14 protein-coding genes and 1 pseudogene are annotated in these 18,548 nt (G+C 41.6%); 8 read left to right on the forward strand and 7 right to left on the reverse strand.

The genetic code is table 11. The annotated features are described in order from the left end of the window. Nucleotides 1–7: 7 nt before the first annotated feature. The 4 genes from VIN08_RS24065 to VIN08_RS24080 all read right to left on the reverse strand — a co-directional run bounded on the left by VIN08_RS24065 (nucleotide 8) and on the right by VIN08_RS24080 (nucleotide 2,835). Nucleotides 8–478, reverse strand: coding sequence for a DinB family protein (locus VIN08_RS24065; protein ID WP_331970939.1), 471 nt, complete (start codon nucleotides 476–478; stop codon nucleotides 8–10). A gap of 44 nt (nucleotides 479–522) precedes the next feature. Next, the gene (gene hemA / locus VIN08_RS24070; protein ID WP_331970942.1) at nucleotides 523–1,782 is read right to left on the reverse strand and encodes a glutamyl-tRNA reductase; all 1,260 of its coding nucleotides are present in this window, start codon (nucleotides 1,780–1,782) and stop codon (nucleotides 523–525) included. Between the two features lie 155 nt (nucleotides 1,783–1,937). After that, complete coding sequence (locus VIN08_RS24075; protein ID WP_331970945.1) at nucleotides 1,938–2,405, reverse strand: group 1 truncated hemoglobin; 468 nt, start codon at nucleotides 2,403–2,405, stop codon at nucleotides 1,938–1,940. 28 nt (nucleotides 2,406–2,433) lie between these two features. Beyond that, nucleotides 2,434–2,835 (reverse strand): hypothetical protein, encoded by a 402-nt coding sequence (locus VIN08_RS24080; RefSeq protein WP_331970948.1) that lies wholly within the window; start codon nucleotides 2,833–2,835, stop codon nucleotides 2,434–2,436. A 157-nt stretch (nucleotides 2,836–2,992) separates the two neighbouring features. On the opposite strand from VIN08_RS24080, the gene VIN08_RS24085 reads away from it, so the two are divergent. From VIN08_RS24085 to VIN08_RS24110, 6 genes are all read left to right on the forward strand, one after another. After that, on the forward strand, nucleotides 2,993–3,889 hold the full coding sequence (locus VIN08_RS24085) for a ComEA family DNA-binding protein (RefSeq protein WP_331970951.1): 897 nt from the start codon (nucleotides 2,993–2,995) through the stop codon (nucleotides 3,887–3,889). Between the two features lie 79 nt (nucleotides 3,890–3,968). Further along, nucleotides 3,969–7,973, forward strand: coding sequence for an AAA domain-containing protein (locus VIN08_RS24090; protein WP_331970954.1), 4,005 nt, complete (start codon nucleotides 3,969–3,971; stop codon nucleotides 7,971–7,973). 127 nt (nucleotides 7,974–8,100) lie between these two features. Beyond that, nucleotides 8,101–10,005, forward strand: coding sequence for an asparagine synthase (glutamine-hydrolyzing) (asnB, locus tag VIN08_RS24095; RefSeq protein WP_331970956.1), 1,905 nt, complete (start codon nucleotides 8,101–8,103; stop codon nucleotides 10,003–10,005). A gap of 575 nt (nucleotides 10,006–10,580) precedes the next feature. Beyond that, on the forward strand, nucleotides 10,581–11,939 hold the full coding sequence (locus tag VIN08_RS24100; protein ID WP_331970959.1) for an ammonium transporter: 1,359 nt from the start codon (nucleotides 10,581–10,583) through the stop codon (nucleotides 11,937–11,939). A 305-nt stretch (nucleotides 11,940–12,244) separates the two neighbouring features. Beyond that, nucleotides 12,245–13,417, forward strand: coding sequence for an outer membrane beta-barrel protein (locus VIN08_RS24105; RefSeq protein ID WP_331970962.1), 1,173 nt, complete (start codon nucleotides 12,245–12,247; stop codon nucleotides 13,415–13,417). A 110-nt stretch (nucleotides 13,418–13,527) separates the two neighbouring features. After that, nucleotides 13,528–14,562 carry a glutamine synthetase beta-grasp domain-containing protein gene (locus tag VIN08_RS24110; protein ID WP_331970964.1) on the forward strand — a complete coding sequence of 345 codons (1,035 nt, stop codon included), beginning with the start codon at nucleotides 13,528–13,530 and terminating at the stop codon, nucleotides 14,560–14,562. A 164-nt stretch (nucleotides 14,563–14,726) separates the two neighbouring features. Here the strand turns inward: VIN08_RS24110 and VIN08_RS24115 are convergent, their stop codons facing one another. From VIN08_RS24115 to VIN08_RS24125, 3 genes are all read right to left on the reverse strand, one after another. Next, on the reverse strand, nucleotides 14,727–15,494 hold the full coding sequence (locus VIN08_RS24115) for a DUF1080 domain-containing protein (RefSeq protein ID WP_331970967.1): 768 nt from the start codon (nucleotides 15,492–15,494) through the stop codon (nucleotides 14,727–14,729). A gap of 91 nt (nucleotides 15,495–15,585) precedes the next feature. After that, nucleotides 15,586–15,909 carry a hypothetical protein gene (locus VIN08_RS24120; RefSeq protein WP_331970969.1) on the reverse strand — a complete coding sequence of 108 codons (324 nt, stop codon included), beginning with the start codon at nucleotides 15,907–15,909 and terminating at the stop codon, nucleotides 15,586–15,588. A 93-nt stretch (nucleotides 15,910–16,002) separates the two neighbouring features. Then, complete coding sequence (locus tag VIN08_RS24125; RefSeq protein ID WP_331970972.1) at nucleotides 16,003–17,418, reverse strand: FAD-binding oxidoreductase; 1,416 nt, start codon at nucleotides 17,416–17,418, stop codon at nucleotides 16,003–16,005. 34 nt (nucleotides 17,419–17,452) lie between these two features. On the opposite strand from VIN08_RS24125, the gene VIN08_RS24130 reads away from it, so the two are divergent. Together VIN08_RS24130 and VIN08_RS24135 are read left to right on the forward strand one after the other, a co-directional pair. Beyond that, complete coding sequence (locus tag VIN08_RS24130) at nucleotides 17,453–17,956, forward strand: C40 family peptidase (protein WP_331970975.1); 504 nt, start codon at nucleotides 17,453–17,455, stop codon at nucleotides 17,954–17,956. A 94-nt stretch (nucleotides 17,957–18,050) separates the two neighbouring features. Beyond that, nucleotides 18,051–18,548: pseudogene (locus VIN08_RS24135) on the forward strand (M42 family peptidase); the annotation flags it as partial.

The following is an 18,548-nucleotide window of genomic DNA, read 5'->3' on the forward strand; positions in this document are numbered from 1 at the left end:
CCTAAAGCTACGAATAGATAACATCAAATGAACCTGGAATGATCTGGTTCAGGTGATGTTTCAAGTGCTTCAGGTAATCAATTGCCAGCCATTCGAGGGAATGGAGTTCGGGTGCGTCCTTTCCGGTATCGCAGGTAAATGTATACCTCTCTTCCGGCATGGAAAGCAGTATGGCACAAATACGTTCGTTTATCAATTTCCACAACAGGATAATGTCTTCCTTTTTAGCAGACTGATATTGATTGGCGTCTACCCAAAAATTCTGATCGTAACGGATTTTAGGAGGAACTGATTCGTATTGTCCTGTAATAAATCTTCGCAGATTGTTTTGAGCAGAATCAATCAAATGCCCCACAATTTCCTTTCCACTCCATTTGTGCGGCAGTGGTTTAACAGAAAAATCATAATCAGAAATATGATTGATCTTCTCTGCGAAGAGTGTTACAATTTGTTGAAGTTCCAGCGCTACTGTTTTCAAAGATAGATGGCCCTGTTGCGCAGGTTGGTCTGTAATGAACGATACTATTTTTTCTCAGTGGTCTTTTCGAGATTGAAAAGTTCATGCAGCATCTCGGTTAAAGATTCTGCATCACCGCGTTTACAAGCTGCCTTCAGTTGAAGTACTGGGTATTTGAGAATTTTCTGCATCAGTGAGCGGCTCATCTCTTCCAGTTTCTCGGCTTCTTCCGGTTTGGAATTTTTCAGGAAACGGGCAAGCTCCTCTTGACGAATCTTCTCTAACGTGTTCTTTAATTTCTGAATGGTAGGCGATACAACCATCTCTTTCGACCAGTCTTCAAATTCAGCAATAGTTTCTTTGATGATGGCCTGTATGTGCGGAATGGAAGCTTTTCGTTTTTCAACAGCTTCATTTGTTTTTTCCTGGATGTCGTCCAGGTTGTAAACAATGGCTCCTGGTATTTCTTCGATAGATGCTTCAATGCTTCTTGGCATGGAAAGATCGATGAAGAATTTATGTGATAGGAATGAAATGTCTTTTAAAAGTTCTCGGCTTATCAGCGGTTCATTACCGGAAACAGAACTGATTACTACATCGGCTTTTCTGATCTCGTCATGCAGTTGCTCAATTCCTCCGAATTTGAATCCACATTTCTGTGCGAGCTTTTCAGCTTTGTCGAGTGTACGGTTCAGAATAGTAACATGCTGGAATCGCGTGTTCACCAGGTTCAGGCAAACATCCTGACCAATCTCGCCAACACCTACTACTAATACTTTTGGTTCGCGCACTCCGGCTGTCAGATCATCCGCCAGTTCTTTGGCAGCATACGAAATGGATGCAGCTCCATCGCGGAAAGAAGTTTCCTGAACAACGCGTTTATTCACAAAGAAAATGGTGTGCATGAGGCGGTGCAGGAATGGACCAGCCATATTTTCATCGGCACTCCACTGGTATGCATTTTTTACCTGGCCGGAAATCTGCAGATCGCCAATCACCTGGGCATCCAGACCAATGGCTACTTCAAAAAGATGATTAACAGCTTCCAATCCCAAAAGGGTAGTAAAGTGCTGCTCAAAACCTGCGTCAATATTTTTGACAAGCGAAAGTCCTTTGAAAATCTCGTTGGAAAAATCCTTTTCTGCTACATAATAAATCTCCGTTCTGTTACAGGTAGAAACCACCAGAACATCTGTAGCAGCTGTATAATCACGAATAAAATTCAGCAATTGCTTAACAGCCGATTCAGTAAGAGATACCTGCTCCCGTACGGCTACCGGAGCAGTTTTATAGGTCAGAACGAGTGCTTTTAAATTCTGTGTCATTTTCGAGCTACAAAGGTAAAGCCTGAACGAAAATCAATCATGACAAATGTCAACTGATCTATAATTTAGAATCAGTATAAATAGTTCAAGCTAAAATCGCTTCCACCTTGTACGGAAGAAGTGATTTTAAGTTGAGGGCGCATTATTCTAATTTTTTATTTTCCAACGATATCAGACTGCATCGGACCAAGAATAGCGAGCAAGTCATTCTTCTCTTTTTCGGGTACGTTAAACTTATCAAGTGCGGCCACCAAGTCGCCAACCAGTGCATTGAATTCATCTTGCGTAATATTCATGCCGGTGTGAGCCGCGAGCATTGTTTTGCCTTTGTATTGACATGGCCCGCCAGCGCCTGCACAGATCTGATCGATCAGGTTGTTGCGCAGTAACTGAAGTCGTGAAGAATTAGCAACCGTTGCTTCGAAGCGCGCATTAATCTTGCTATCGGCAGCAACGTTTGCCAAAAACTGATCGGTTACGGCCGCTATGGCATCTATACCACCCAGGCGAGTATATAATGTTGCACTGGTGGTATCATCGTTATTATCGCTGCAGCTAATAATGAAGACAATAGATAACATGATGAGTGTTGCTGAAAAAAATCGAAAGGTTTTTGTTTTCATATAGTATAAAATTTAAGTGATATGTTTTTTATCGGGTACGCAGATCCAACTGCGTAATGAGTTGATGAAAAGAAGCACTCACCTGGTGAACAGGACACCCGCCAGTGGAGGCTAATTCTTTTTTCTGTATAGATATATACTCTGATAGAAGTACACTCAACGCATCTTCCGTTACTTCACCGGGATGGTATATAACAGATGCCGTAGTTCCTTCCGGATTAATAGTAAAAGCAGTAACACCAGTTACAGAATTTATTTTTCTTTCCAGGTTATCACGAATATGCTGATCGAAATTTCCGGTGAGCGAGTACGAGACTAAGTTTACGGGCTTTAGTTTTTCAGTTATTGTTAGCTGCCGAAGATTGGCGTATGCAAACAAGGCTATAAATGCCACGACAAGCATGGCCGATATAAATCGCATGGCTTTCATAAGAAGTTTTTTTAGTGCTGAGCTTTATCCAGCCTAAGTCTGGTACCTTCGACTTAAACCGTTTGCCTGTATCTACGCAGTGATGTGATTCTTTGGATCTCGGAAAAAAATGCGTAATTGAAAAAATCTTTACCGTTATTCTGAATTTGTTGTTTGTATGATAAAACGTTGGTTGAAAAACTTCTTTGGATTTTCGCGTTCGCAGATCAATGCCTTTCTCGTGTTGTTGCCTTTAATGGCTATCATCATTTTCTCCGAGCCGCTATATCATTGGTGGAAAGTTCGGTATAGTATACATCAACCGCTTCAGTATGTAAAGCTGGATAGTACAATTGTTGATTGGGAACAGCAGAAGCCAGTTGCAAGCAAGGTTTCCCATCCTAAGAACCCTGGCAAACTTTTTTACTTCGATCCCAATACTATTTCAGGTAAAACGTTTCTTTCTCTTGGATTCACCGATAGAATAACACAACGGATTGTACACTATCGTGAAAAAGGTGGAAAGTTCAGAATAAAGTCAGACTTGCTGAAAATGTATGGTATGGATACAGCGTTCTATAAAAAGCTGTTCCCCTATATACAGTTGCCCGAAGCAATAGCGAAGGAACATTTTACTGAAAATAAGGTAACGACAGAGCCGAAGAAAGCTCTTTCAAAATTTGATCTGAACATGGCTGATACTGCCCAATTGAAAAAAATCTTTGGTATAGGAGAGAAGCGTTCCCTGCGCATTGTTGCCTTTCGCGAGAAGTTAGGAGGCTTTGTAAATATGGAGCAGCTATTTGAAGTATATACTTTAGATTCTGCTGTGGTTGAAAAACTAAAGCAAGCTTCTTTTATACAGGAAGAATTTCATCCACAAAAAATCAACATTAATACTGCAAGCGAACAAGAGCTTTCCACTCATCCCTACCTACGGAAGTCTGTCGCCAAAGCTATAGTTGCCTATCGATTTCAGCATGGAAAAATCACCGATGTTGATGATCTTGGAAAGATACAGACCCTTGATGCCCGAACGATTCAGAAAATCACACCATATTTGAATTTTGAGTAAGAGTTAAATGTTTCGCATTGGAAAAAGATTTTCGCACATCTGATGTTCTTAATGTTTAACTTTTGGTGAAGCCCCGCACATGTCAGCCAATACAAAATATATTCTTCAAACTTACCTGCGCAGACTGACCAACCTTTCCGGTAACAGTCGCTCGTTGTTTTTGCTTCGTTTACCGGCAGAGCAACTGATGGATGTGCATGAGTTGAGCTTTCTGAACAATGAACGCTCTTTCGAGATCGTCAATGCATTGATAGCGGGCCGCAGCAAAAAACTTTGCCAGGTTTTAGACAGTCGCCTGGAAGCAAACAACGAAGCCAGTAAAAAACTGAAGAATCTGCAGCGGATCGATCACTTTATATATGAAGAGCGTGGCTCGAACGATCTGCATGTAGGCTGGCCTTTTATACAGGGTAAATTTTCAGATGGCACTCCGGTGCGTTGTCCGTTACTATATTTTCCGGTATCTATTGTGCAGACAGGGCAGCATTGGGTGCTCGAACCTCGCGAAGATGCCGGTATAACATTCAATAAATCTTTCTTACTAGCCTATTCCCTATATAACAAGGTAAAACTGGATGAAGGATTAGCAGACACTTCATTCGATGACTTTGATACCGATAGTACGGTCTTTCGCACGCAGCTATATCAACTGATCAAAGACAAGATCGAGCTCAACTTTAATCCTGATAATTTTCGCGATGAGTTAATTCCTTTCCAATCATTCAAGAAAGATGAGTTTGATAAAGCCCATAAGAACGGAGAGATCAAACTATATCCAGAAGCGGTGCTTGGTATTTTTCCGCAGGCAGGTTCTCAACTCGTGCCCGATTATCAATACCTGTTGGAGAATGATTCGATTGTTGACCTGGAGGATTTCTTCTCCGGTAAATCTAAAATTGCCGATACGAATCATGTGCGCATCAGCGAAGAGAAAATCTTTACTCCTTTTGTATTGGATGCACACCAGGAGAGCGCTATACGTGCTGTGAAGATTGGAAAGTCGGTGGTAGTGCAAGGGCCTCCCGGCACAGGTAAATCACAGTTGATCTGTAATCTGTTAGCTGATGCAATGGCCTCTGGTAAAAAAGCATTACTCGTTTGCCAGAAACGTGCAGCGCTGGATGTAGTATATGAGCGACTCAAAGAAATAGATCTCGGAGATTTTCTCGGGTTGATTCACGATTTTAGGAATGATCGCAAAGAGATCTTCTCCAAGATTGCACGACAGATTGAAAGTATAGAAACATTTAAAACCAGGAACCGCAGCGTAGATGTTATTCAAACTGAGCGCAGGTTCTTTCAGATGTCGCGAAGGATTGATGCCATCACTGAAGAACTGGAAGAATTTAAAAATGCTCTGTTCAGTGAGCAGGAGTGTGGCATAGCAGTAAAAGAACTATATCTCACATCTGATCCTCATGCGCCTTCTATCAATATAAAACAGGAGTATCATTTCTTTACATTTTTAGAACTGGACGATTTTGCGCGCACACTGAAAATGCATACCAATTATGCAGCGTGGTTTGAAGGCGAAGACTATATCTGGCGGGATCGCAGATCGTTTGCTTCATTTCAATATGCTGATGAAAAAGAAATAGAGAAGACAATACATGAAGTTGTTCAGCAACAAAAACAAATATCATCCGATATATACAGACTGATTAGTATTAATTTGAATCTGGAAGATGCAGAGTCATTTTTCTTCCGTGAGGATGATATACTGGGAATGATCAGTGTGTTGAAAGACGAGCAGACCTATCAATACTTTCAAACCATGATGCGCGAAAGTGATGATGAAACCAGTTTGCTATGGCTGGCCAACATGGAGCGTGTTATTCTTAATTGCTTTGGAGAGGAGGGGCCGGAAACTACTATACTGAGCGATCAGCTCGGGAAAGTACAGGAAGCCTTGCAGCAACGCGTGGATGCACGAAGCAATCTGATACGGATGGCGCGATGGGAATTTTTCTCGGAGAATAAATTTCTGGTGAAGCGTGTGCTGGTTGCCAACGGTCTTGCTTATAATAAGATCGGACTAAATGTACTGGAGCAACGCATCGATAGTCGCCTGAACCTGGAGCATCATCTTACAGCCTTGCGCAAAAAAGTTTGGTTACAGGAAGTGCCAGGTGACTATAATTCTGATAACCTGAAGAAGTGGTTCAAGCGCAAGAAGTTTGCTGTGCGCGCGAAACTTATTTTTAATTCACTTCGCGAAGTACATGAAGCGATCAACGTACAACATCTTACGCGAAAAGAGTTTATCGAGTTGATGCACCAGTTGATAAATACGGTTCGTGAAATACCCGTAAAGAAAGCATCGTGGTTAAATTATCTCTCGCCTTATCAATACAGGCACCTGGTTGTTGAGCCTTCTCTGGCAACAGAGTATATACGCGTTTTGAAGAAAGACTTTGATAATCTCTGTGCATACGATAAGCTCAGGAGTGAATTGAAGTCGTATGAAAAAGAAGTGATCGTAAAATTGAACGATCATCTGGGGGAGTGGGATGCTGCCAGAACAGAGGCTTTGTTTCAAAACAGTTTGCGCATTGCGTGGATCGATCACATCGAAACAAAATATCCGGTGCTGCGATCAGTTTCATCTATGCACATGGAAACACTTCAGGCAGAGTTACAACAAGCTGTAGCCGAAAAGCAAAAACTTAGCGAAGAGATTTTATTGGTACGTGCGCGCGAGCATGTATATGAGGGAATAGAGTATAACCGATTGAACAATCGTGTTACCTATCGTGACCTGCTACACCAGGTAACAAAAAAGAAAAAGATATGGCCGGTTAGAAAAGTGATTACGGAATTTCAGGAAGAGCTCTTCCGATTGATGCCGTGCTGGATGGCATCGCCAGAATCGGTGTCTGCTATATTTCCGATGACGGAGTTGTTTGATATAGTGATCTTCGATGAAGCTTCACAATGTTTTGCCGAACGCGGTATACCTTCTATGTATAGGGGAAAACAAGTGTTGGTAGCTGGTGATAACAAACAGCTTCGCCCGAATGAAATGTACCAGGTCCGTTGGGAAGATGATCAGGAAAGTCCTGAACTGGAAGTAGACTCTGTGCTGGAACTGGTAGAACGGTATGTATCTACAGTACATCTGCAAGGGCACTATAGAAGTCGTTCGCTGGAGTTGATCGATTTCTCGAATCGCCATTTCTATGAGGGACGCCTTCAATTGCTTCCAGATAGAAATACGTTGAATAAAAATCAACCCGCCATCGAGTATAAAAAAGTGGAGGGTATATGGGAGAATCAAACCAATATAGTGGAGGCGGAAGCTGTAGCTATTATAGTAATGAAATTGCTGCAGGAAAATCCCCGGAAGGAAATTGGTGTAGTTACATTCAATGCACCGCAGCAAATGCTCATTCTCGATTTGTTGGAAGGTCATGCAGCACATACAGGCGTACCGTTGCCTGCCTCACTCTTTGTTAAAAATATAGAGAATGTTCAGGGCGATGAAAAAGACATTATCATCTTCTCGATCGGGTATGCTCCCGATAAGAAGGGAAAGATGATGATGCAGTTTGGAAGTTTAAATACTACCGGAGGTGAGAATCGATTGAACGTGGCCGTTACCCGAGCGCGCGAAAAAATAATTTTAGTGAGCAGTATATGGCCAGAACAATTGAAGACCGATGAGGTGAAGAACGAAGGGCCACGCTTGCTAAAACAATACCTGGCTTTTGCGAGAGAAGTAGATCAGGGCAGATATACTCCTCAAACCACTGAAGCAGACAACGAGCGGGCTACCTGGCATTTGAAAAAGTCACTGCAGCACTGGAGCGCGAATCGCTTGCCAGGTTTTGTATTTGAAACCAACGAGCTGCCGTTTACCGATATCACTGTTAAGAAGAAGGAGCAGTATGTTGGTATCCTGTTAACGGACGATAGCCGCTACCATCAAAGTCAGTCAGTTAAAGAAGCGCATGCCTATACACCCGCGTTGCTTGCGCAGAAAAACTGGAGCTATCGCATGGTGCATAGCCGAAACTTCTGGCGCGATCGCGAGCGTGTAGAACATGAGTTGATCTTGTTCACAGGCAGTGCAGCCGAGCTATAAGCAAGGAATATTGGAACACAGCGGTTACAGAAATACCAAAGCGATAATATAACGACCGGCCAGACGGAAATCCCTGAGAATATTGTTGAATCCGTTAACTTGCCGCCATCAATCCATTTGCAAGATCATGTGTGGTATTACCGGTATTTTTGCGTTTAACTTAGTTGGCAAGTTCAATAAGATACAAACCACCAATGCAACGATGGCGCTGCAGAAACGTGGTCCTGATTTTCAGGATGTATATGTAGATGAGTGGGTAGGACTTGGTCATAGAAGATTATCCATCATCGATACTACATCGGTAGCGCATCAACCCATGTGGGATGAGAGCAAACGATACTGCATCGTTTTTAATGGCGAGATCTTCAATTACCAGGAGCTACGACAAACGCTCGAAAGGAAAGGTCATTCATTCTTCTCACATTCCGATACAGAAGTATTACTGAAACTATATATCGATGAAAAGGAAAAGTGTCTGAACAAGCTTAATGGCTTTTTTTCCTTTTGTGTTTACGATAAAGCTGAACAAACCTTTTTTCTGGCCCGCGATCGGTATGGTATAAAACCGCTGCTATATCTCTTTGACGAGCATAAATTTTTGTTCGCATCGGAGATGAAATCTATAGTGGAGTATGGTATAGAAAAGACGATCGATTACAGTTCGCTATATACCTATCTGCAATTGAATTATATACCGGGGCCGGATTCTATCTTTCAGCAAGTAAAGAAGCTGATGCCGGGCCACTATATGAAAGTGTCGCAACGGCATATTGATATTCAATCGTATTACAAAATACCCTACGATGCAGCTGCCGCTGAGAATAATTCCATCAGCTATAGCGATGCGCAAGCGAAGCTCCGTGATCTATTGGAGGCATCGGTACAACGAAGGCTCGTGGCAGATGTTCCGTTAGGTGCATTTTTAAGCGGAGGTATAGATTCTTCTGTAGTAACAGCACTGGCGAGTAAACACAAGCCCGATTTGCATACGTTCTCCATTGGATTTCGCGATGAGAAATTTTTTGACGAAACGGATTATGCCCGCCTTGTAGCGAAGCATTTTAAAACAGAGCACACGGTTTTCTCATTAACGAATCAGGATCTATATGCCCATGTGCATGCTGTGTTGGATTATCTCGATGAACCCTTTGCAGATTCTTCTGCACTGGCGGTATATATACTGAGTAAGGAAACAAGAAAGCATGCAACGGTAGCCCTATCGGGCGATGGAGCAGATGAGATGCTGGCCGGGTATAACAAGCATGCTGCTTTCAACAGAACTATTCATCAAGGCTGGAAGGAGAAAGCAGTTGTGGCGCTTGACCCATTGTGGAGGTCGCTTCCTAAGTCCCGGAACAGTCCTATAGCAAACAAGGCACGACAATTTGCGCGCTTTAGTGAAGGCATGAAGCTATCAGCGAAGGATCGTTATTGGCGCTGGGCATCCTTTGCCGATAAAGACGAAACGCTGAAGATGCTTCATCCGGATCTGCGAACACATCAGTGGTTAAGTGATTTTGTGCCCAGAAGAAAGAACATACTTCAATCTATACCCGAGCGCGAATCTATCAATGATATACTCTATACGGATATGCACCTAGTGCTGAGTAACGATATGCTAACGAAAGTAGACATGATGAGCATGGCAAATGGTTTGGAAGTGCGCGTACCGTTTCTCGATTATGAAGTAGTCAATTTTATATTCAGTCTGCCGGGCGATTTCAAGATCAATCATGACTTGCGGAAAAGAGTTTTGCAGGATGCATTTCGCGATATACTTCCAGCCAGGTTATATAACCGTCCGAAGAAAGGGTTTGAGGTGCCTTTGTTGAAGTGGTTCAGAAATGAAATGAAATCGTTGATTACAGAAGACCTACTATCGGAAAAGTTTATCACCAGTCAGGGTATCTTTGATTACAGGCAAATAGAAAAATTGAAGCAGCAACTTTTCTCTTCAAATCCTGGAGATGTACACGCCCGAATCTGGGGGCTGATTGTTTTTCAATGGTGGTGGAAGCGAAATATAGGGTAAATGTAATTATCAGAAATAATGCATTATCTTAGAAAAATGATCGTTATCGGATAATTGTTGTTAAAATTTAAACCATTCTAAAACGATTTCTGCTATTTTTATTGAAAAGTGATTCTTTTTTAATCCTATAGATTCAAAATTTACGCTTTCGATATACGTATCGCCAAAAGTATCATTTATCATTCATTCAAGATTCTGCCAGTTCACGCCAAGTTTAACGGACAGGCGTCTGGTTGTTTAGTAAGGTCAGATGGCAACATCTGGCCTTTACTTTTTCCAATGCCCTTAGGTGGCAGGATTTACGCCCGTAGCTTCATTTAGTATTTCCATTCAAAATGATTTTTGAATGCAGAATTTTTTAAATGCTATATCGCGTCTTTCGCTATATCATTCTGTATAAGTCTATTTTTTTGAAATATTATAATTATGATCGTTTCCGATTAAAATTTAACCCTATCTACAACGATTTCTGCAATTTTTTTTGAAAAGTGATTTGATTTTTACCCTATTGTTAAAAAATTTATACCGTTAAATGACGCTGGACGTCTTACCTAAACCTAAAAAACTAAATAACTATGAAAAAGTCCGTTATTTTTCTTGTCTTGCTCATCGCAGTGAGCATCCTGGCAGTTTTCAAGCCGGCAATACCAAGCACTATCGTTACTGAGGGTATAAACTCAGGCGATACTGCGTGGATGCTGGCTGCTACTGCGCTGGTACTTCTCATGACTCCAGGCCTTGCCTATTTCTACGGAGGTATGATTGATACCAAGAATATTATTTCCACCATGTTGCAAAGCTTCATTGCCATGGGGGTTATCAGCGTGTTGTGGATCCTGGTTGGATTCAGTCTGGCATTCGGAACTGACGTAGGTGGTTTAGGCCTTGTAGGAGATCCTACTTCCTTTTTTATGTTCGAGAATGTATTGGATGGTAAGCCTTGGTCTCTGGCACCAACTATACCACTCGTGCTGTTTGCATTTTTCCAATTGAAATTTGCCATCATCACGCCAGCATTGATCACGGGTACTTTTGCAGAACGGATTCGCTTCAAGTCGTATATCCTGTTCCTGGTATTGTTCTCATTGCTGATCTATGCTCCGCTTGCTCACTGGACATGGCACCCTGAAGGCTTCCTGTTCAAGTGGGGTGTATTAGATTTTGCAGGTGGAACGGTAGTACACATGTCTGCAGGTTTTGCAGCACTAGCAGCATCTATATATCTGAGAAATAAAGGTGAAGAAAAGACACATATATCTCCTGCTAACATTCCATTCGTATTGTTAGGTACAGGTTTGCTGTGGTTCGGATGGTTTGGTTTCAATGCAGGTAGTGCGTTAGCAGCCGGACCATTGGCAGCATCAGCTTTTGCAACAACCAACACGGCTTCTGCTGCTGCTGGTCTTGCATGGATTCTGTTTGATGCCGTAAGAGGTAAAAAGCCTTCAGCACTTGGTTTCTGTATCGGTGCCGTGGTAGGTCTGGTAGCAATTACACCAGCTGCAGGTTTCGTAACAATTCCATCCAGCTTGTTCATCGGAACATTCGCTGCCATGATCAGTAACATCGTAGTGTCATGGAAATCTAAAACATCATTGGAAGATACACTGGATGTGTTCCCATGTCACGGTGTAGGTGGAGCAGTAGGTATGGTAATGACAGCATTACTTGCTCACACAGCTGTGAACAGCGCGAATACAACTGGTAACGGACTCTTCTTTGGAGAAACAACTTTGTTTATTGCTCACATGAAAGCGTTAGTCGTAGTGGTGGCATATACTTTCATAGGTTCATTGATCCTGTTGAAAATCACTGACCTGATTTTCGGATTGAATGTAACACCGGAAGAAAAGAAAGTGGGTTCAGACTACAGTCAGCACGGAGAAAATCTATATCCGATGGACTTCAGTTCTCTGAAAGAAAAAGTGATTTAATAGAAGGCCGGGAAACCGGCCCTTCTTTAAAACTCATTAACCATTTTCAAAAACCAAACCTAAACCTAAACCTATGAAAATGTACCCTTGCCAACTTTGGGAGAGTTCTTAGAGAATTTACCCTCACTACCAGAACTGCTGTAGTATACTTTTAAAAAGGAAATGCTGCAGAGTTAGTCTTGGAAGAAAGACTACTGAGTTCTCAAACTAATTATTTCAATTATTTACTAAAGCATCCTCAGGAGGTGTGAGAGACCCCCTAAGGATAACTCTAGATTCATGTTCAATAAACACATTGCAAAAGTATGAATTCAAAAAAAATATATACTATATTTTCTGTAATACTTGTAGCCACTTCGCTGACAACCGCTTCATACGGTCAGTCGGATTCAACTAAAACGTTTACGCTGTCAGGATCAGTTGATACCTATTTTCACTCTTCGTTTGGAACAACCAATCCATATATGGGTGATTCACATTCTACATCTACTTCATTTGCAGATCTGAAAGGTTTTGCATTGGGTATGGTAAACCTGGTAGCATCTTATCAAGGTGAAAGAGCAGGTTTTGTTGGTGATGTAGTGTTTGGTCCAAGAGGTAAAGCTGCTGTTTTTGGAACAGCCAGCGGTCAGGCAATCGTTAACCAAATGTATGCCTATTATAAGTTAACAGATGCTGTTACTTTAAACATGGGACAGTTCAACACATTTGTTGGTTATGAGGTGATCTCACCTGCAGTAAATTTCCATTACTCTACTTCTTATCTCTTCTCATGGGGTCCATTCAATCACACAGGCTTCCGTGCTGACTTTGATTTAGGAAATGGATTTGTTGGAAAACTTGCTGTGATGAACCCAACAGATATAGTTGAGTTTAACCCGGTAAATACCTATACCCTTGGTTTGCAAGTTGGCAAAACCAGCGATGCCGGTGGTATATGGTTGAATTTCCTCTATGGAGATCAGGATGGTACGCTGGATAAGAAAGGTCCATACCTGGATGCCAACGGACAACTCCTTACTTCACGCGGAACTTTGTTTCAAGGCGATATTACAGCAAGCTATAACCTAAGTGATGCATTCTCATTGGGATTGAATACATCTTTCCAGACAACCGGAGCTGGTGAAAGATTTACTGCTCCGGGTATAATTCAAGATATAGATGCAGATGCCAGTACATTCTTTGGTGTAGCAGTATATCCTAAGTTAACACTGTCTGAGACTTTTGCGCTCGGCTTACGTGCAGAGTATTTCAAGACTACAAACTTCCACTTTGCTTCTCCAATCTTCGGACTTGATGGCAATGGTGATGGCGATGTAGTTGAATTTACATTATCTGGTAACTATAAAGTTGGCGGGTTGACATTTATACCTGAGTTCCGTATTGACAAGACTGCAGAAGATTCTTTCCAGAATAAAGATGGTGAAGCGAAAGATATGATGGCAACATTAAACCTGGCAGCCGTATATAAATTTTAAAAGTATATATATACCGGGTGACTTTTCCCTGAAGTCGCCCGGTTAAAATAAAACTATAACTACAGACACAATTTAAACTAATAACTATTACAATTTAACAACAACGCCCTATGTCAAAGACAAAATTAGAGTACATCTGGCTAGACGGTTACGTACCAACTCAAAGCCTTCGCAGCAAGACCAAGATCGTTAAGAATTTCGATGGCAAACTCGAAAGCTGTCCTGTATGGTGTTTTGATGGAAGTTCTACAGAACAAGCTCCAGGTGGTTCTTCAGACTGCTTGTTGAAGCCTGTAGCGATCTTCCCGGATCCTGCACGCAAGAATGCTTACTTGGTAATGAACGAAGTGTTGAGTCCGGATGGAACGCCACACCCTTCAAACGGTCGTGCACTAATTGATGACGATGATAATGATTTCTGGTTTGGATTTGAACAAGAGTATTTCTTGTGGAATCCTGAAACAAATAAACCTCTTGGTTTCCCTACCAGCGGATATCCAGCTCCTCAAGGTCCATACTATTGCTCTGTAGGTGCTAAGAATGCTTTTGGTCGTGAGATCGTAGAAGAACATCTTGACTATTGCATCGATGCTGGTATCAACGTAGAAGGTATCAACTCAGAAGTAGCAACTGGTCAGTGGGAGTTCCAGGTATTTGCGAAAGGAGCAAAATCTGCAGGTGATCAAGTGTGGGTAGCACGCTACCTTCTGGAGAGAACAGCAGAAAAATATGGAGTGTCTATTAACTGGCACTGCAAGCCACTCGGTGCAACTGACTGGAATGGTTCAGGTATGCATGCTAACTTCTCTAACTCATTGTTGAGAGAAGCCGGCTCAAAAGAAATTTACGACAGAGTTTGTCAGTCATTCGCACCAGTTGTGAAAGAACACATTGCTGTGTACGGAGCTGATAACCATCTGCGCTTAACTGGTAAACACGAAACGCAATCTATCGATAAGTTTTCGTACGGTGTATCAGATCGTGGTGCTTCAATCCGTATCCCTATTGCAACTGTTGAGAATGGTTGGAAAGGATGGCTGGAAGACAGAAGACCAAACTCTGCTGCTGATCCATATAAAGTAGCAGCTCGTATTATTAAGACAGTGAAGACCGTTCCGGAGTACGCTACTTCGAACGGGCACTAAAAATACCCTTTTTTCTTTCAGGGCGTCTGGTTGTAGTTGAAGTCGGGCAGAAATGTCCGGCTTCTTTTTTCAAATAAGAATCGCTGACAGAAAAGCAAAGTCATCACTCTGGTATATATTTCAGGTGATGACTTTTTTATTTATACCAGTAGTATATTGAAATATTATAGCGGCTTTATCAGTATATTTTTAAACCAGACTTCGTTGCCATGATCCTGCAGATCGATAGAGCCTTTCTTTGTTAAACCATAGCCGGGAAAGTCTTTCCACTTACTTACTTTTCTTCGCTTGTTCCAGTCGTCAGAGCCAAGTTCGTACTCAACTACTTTTGTTCCGTTCAGCCAATGCTCAACATGATTGCCGTTCACTATAATTTTACCTTCATTCCATTCGCCAACGGGTTTGGCTGCTTTAGCAGATGCTACATGCATATCATAATTTGCGCCCGTTAGTTGAACATCTTTCAAATCACCTGGGTATCCTTCATCGTCAATGATTTGATATTCTGGTCCCGATGCATAGGGTTCCGAATACTCTTCGCTTACACGAAACATAATGCCACTATTGCCTTGAGCAGATATCTTCCAGTCGAACGTAAGCTCAAAGTTTTCATATTGCGTATCGGTGGTGAGATCTGAACGTTGATTTGTTCCGTTTTCAATAAACGGTTTGCAATGCAGTGTTCCATCACTGACTTCCCAACTGTTGTTTTCTTTGTTTTTAAAAAAGTGCCAGCCTGTAGTGGTCTTTCCATCAAACAGAGCAACCCAGCCTTCTGCTTTTTGTTGATCAGATAAAATACTTTCTGTTGTAGTATCGGCAGGTATACTTACGGAAGTAGAATCGGTAGCAGATTCTGTTACTTCTTTTTTAGGTTGACAGGCCACAAGCCAGAGCATTAGAGCACATCCGAGAAAATAGCGTGGTTTCATGATTGCAGTTTTTAGTTTAGTCGAATTTAACGAAAATCAAAAAACAATCATGCTCACCTTTGATGAACGGAAAGAGCCGTTAGCTAAATCATTATTCCAGGCTTCTGAATATCCATACCTTCATAAACATACCAACGCCTACTGTTTTATTGCTTCCATCATTTCTGATTGCTGTTAATGAGAATATTTTGAAATCATGAACAGCTACTTCTCTATTATGCAGTTTTATACTTTGCTCCTCTGCTTTTTTGTCTACGGCTTTTTGATGCTGAGTGAGATTAGGGTTGGTGAGCCATGCGAGGATCAGAAATATAGCGATCAATAATAACCGGGTGATGAGCTTGAATATTTTAAAAAGTATATAGAGTACAACAATAACTGCAGCAATAACAAGTATGGTAATAATGGTGTTCATAGTCATAAGGAGAAAGGTAAAGAAAGCATAGTAAACTGAAAATAAAAAAGTCCTGTCGATGAACAGGACTTTGACGTGTATACTTTTTGTCGATTAAAAGATTTTTCCAGGATTCAAAATGCCATTTGGATCGAATGCTTTTTTTATACCTCGCATTACAGACAGGTTAGCTTCGCGCATAGCAATAGGCATGTAAGGCTTCTTGGCTATACCAATTCCGTGTTCACCGGAAAGTGTACCTCCAAGACTTACCGTAAGCTTGAATATCTCTCCGATACCATCTACTACTTTTGTATTCCAGTCTTCATCGCTGATTTGTTCTTTCATAACATTCACATGAAGATTACCATCACCCAGGTGTCCATAGCAAACCGAGTTAAATCCGAATTGCTTGCCGATCTCCTTTATACCTACAATAAGTTTTGGCAGGTTAGCTCTTGGCACTACTACATCTTCTGATTTAGTGAGTGAATATGCATTTACTGCAGGAGATATATTCTTGCGTATTTTCCAGAGTTCTTCTTTTTGTGCAGCAGTATCAGCAAAGAGAATTTCTCCTACCTGAAATTGTTCCACTACAGTCATTACTCTTTCAGCATCACGCATCAATACTTCATCATCATTACCATCGAGCTCGCAGAGTAAATATGCATCCATATTCTCCGGGAACTGGGTAGTAACTTTTGCTGCATATATCTTCTCACAATAATCGATCGTCTTCATAGCAGCTTCGCGTTCAAAGAACTCCATACCCGAAGGTTGTACACCGGCTCTGAATATTTCTGCTATAGCTTTACATGCTTCTGCATTGGTAACAAAAGGCATAAGGAGTGTTACAGACTTTTGAGGAAAGCCACGGAGTTTAAATACAATCTTGGTAATGATACCGAGTGTGCCTTCGCTGCCGCACATGAGTTGGGTAAGATTATACCCGGTAGAATTTTTCAATACATTCGCGCCTGTCCAGATTATGTCACCGGTAGGTAATACTACTTCAAGGTTCAATACATAGTCGCGGGTAACGCCATACTTCACCGCTTTTGGTCCGCCACTATTTTCTGATACGTTTCCACCAATGAAACACGTTCCGCGACTTGCAGGATCAGGCGGATAGAAGAGTCCTTTTTCTTTTACGGCATTTTGAAATACTTCAGTGATCACGCCAGGTTCTACCGTTGCTTGCAAGTTGAGTTCATCAATCTCCAGTATCTTATTGAAGCGTTCCATTGAGATAACAACGCCTTTATTAATAGGTAGTGCTCCACCGCTAAGCCCTGTTCCACCACCACGCGGAGTAACTGGTATAACATGCTGGTTGCATAGTTTCATAATGCGGCTGATCTCTTCTGCGGTGCCCGGTTTAAGCACTACATCTGGCAGAAACGAATAGTCTTCAGTTTCATCATGTGAATAATTATAGCGCTTTTCAGGATCGATAATTACGTATTGCTCGCCAACGATGGCCTCAAATTCGCTAATGATGCCGGTGGATACTTCTGCAAATGCCATGAATCAGTATATTTGTTTACTTTTTAAACTAGCTATGAAGCCATTTTTTCATTCCAAAATTAATCAAAAGCTTCTTCTCCCATTCGCTGTGATAGCAACACTTTTTCTAATGTCATGCGCATCACACAAACAAGTGGATGTTAGGGATGAACGCGTTGATAAGGTAGTTAGTGCTGCCAGAACGTTTATCGGTACTCCCTATAAATACGGGGGAACAACACGCGCAGGTATGGATTGCTCAGGATTACTCATCAACTCTTTTCGGGCAATTGATGTATCGCTTCCGCGAAGTTCAGAAGATCAGAGCAAGATCGGTAAAGAAGTAAAGATGGATGAGATTGAACCCGGTGATCTTGTATTTTTTGCTACTGGTAAAAAGAAGAAGAAGGTAACACATGTAGGGCTTGTAACAGATGTAAAGTCAAAAGACAATGTCAAGTTTATTCATGCATCGTCTACATTAGGTGTAGTGGAGACAAACATCTTTGCAGAATATTATCAGAAGCGTTTTCGCGGAGCGAGAAGAGTCATCAACTGATAAGATGTTGACTTTGATCGCCACGATCAAAGTTCAATCAATATGATACTAATCTTAAAAGACCTCTATAATCAACCTAAATTTTTAACAGACTATGGATAAAAAGAGCAGGCAATTTCTTTACGAGTATCTTAATAATGCATCGCCTACAGGCTTTGAGTCGTCAGGACAACAGATATGGTTAAATTATATCAAGCCCTATATCAACGACTATATGGTAGATGTATATGGAACAGCCGTTGGTATTGTAAATCCCAAGGCTCCTTATAAAGTAGTGATCGAAGCACATGCTGATGAGATCTCCTGGTTTGTTAATTATATAACCGATGATGGCTATATCTACGTGCGTAGAAATGGTGGATCGGATCATCAGATAGCACCCTCTAAGCGGGTTAACATTCATACTGACAAAGGAATTGTAAAGGGAGTGTTTGGCTGGCCTGCTATACACGTGCGCGATGCAGCAAAAGAAGAAGCGCCTTCATTAAAGAATATATTTATAGATATAGGGGCTGCTTCCAAAAAAGAAGTCGAAGATCTGGGAGTGCATGTTGGGTGCGTGATTACGTTTGAAGACGAATTAATGGAGCTG

It is taken from the genome of Ohtaekwangia sp., from assembly GCF_036568665.1.
In the GTDB taxonomy this organism is placed as follows: Bacteria; Bacteroidota; Bacteroidia; order Cytophagales; family Cyclobacteriaceae; genus Ohtaekwangia.

Coding starts and splice junctions, on each gene's coding strand:
- VIN08_RS24120 (WP_331970969.1), bottom strand. CDS start 15,909: ATGAACACCATTATTACCATACTTGTTATTGCTGCAGTTATTGTTGTA.
- VIN08_RS24100 (WP_331970959.1), top strand. CDS start 10,581: ATGAAAAAGTCCGTTATTTTTCTTGTCTTGCTCATCGCAGTGAGCATC.
- hemA (WP_331970942.1), bottom strand. CDS start 1,782: ATGACACAGAATTTAAAAGCACTCGTTCTGACCTATAAAACTGCTCCG.
- asnB (WP_331970956.1), top strand. CDS start 8,101: ATGTGTGGTATTACCGGTATTTTTGCGTTTAACTTAGTTGGCAAGTTC.
- VIN08_RS24085 (WP_331970951.1), top strand. CDS start 2,993: ATGATAAAACGTTGGTTGAAAAACTTCTTTGGATTTTCGCGTTCGCAG.
- VIN08_RS24105 (WP_331970962.1), top strand. CDS start 12,245: ATGAATTCAAAAAAAATATATACTATATTTTCTGTAATACTTGTAGCC.
- VIN08_RS24075 (WP_331970945.1), bottom strand. CDS start 2,405: ATGAAAACAAAAACCTTTCGATTTTTTTCAGCAACACTCATCATGTTA.
- VIN08_RS24110 (WP_331970964.1), top strand. CDS start 13,528: ATGTCAAAGACAAAATTAGAGTACATCTGGCTAGACGGTTACGTACCA.
- VIN08_RS24080 (WP_331970948.1), bottom strand. CDS start 2,835: ATGAAAGCCATGCGATTTATATCGGCCATGCTTGTCGTGGCATTTATA.
- VIN08_RS24090 (WP_331970954.1), top strand. CDS start 3,969: ATGTCAGCCAATACAAAATATATTCTTCAAACTTACCTGCGCAGACTG.
- VIN08_RS24115 (WP_331970967.1), bottom strand. CDS start 15,494: ATGAAACCACGCTATTTTCTCGGATGTGCTCTAATGCTCTGGCTTGTG.
- VIN08_RS24125 (WP_331970972.1), bottom strand. CDS start 17,418: ATGGCATTTGCAGAAGTATCCACCGGCATCATTAGCGAATTTGAGGCC.
- VIN08_RS24130 (WP_331970975.1), top strand. CDS start 17,453: ATGAAGCCATTTTTTCATTCCAAAATTAATCAAAAGCTTCTTCTCCCA.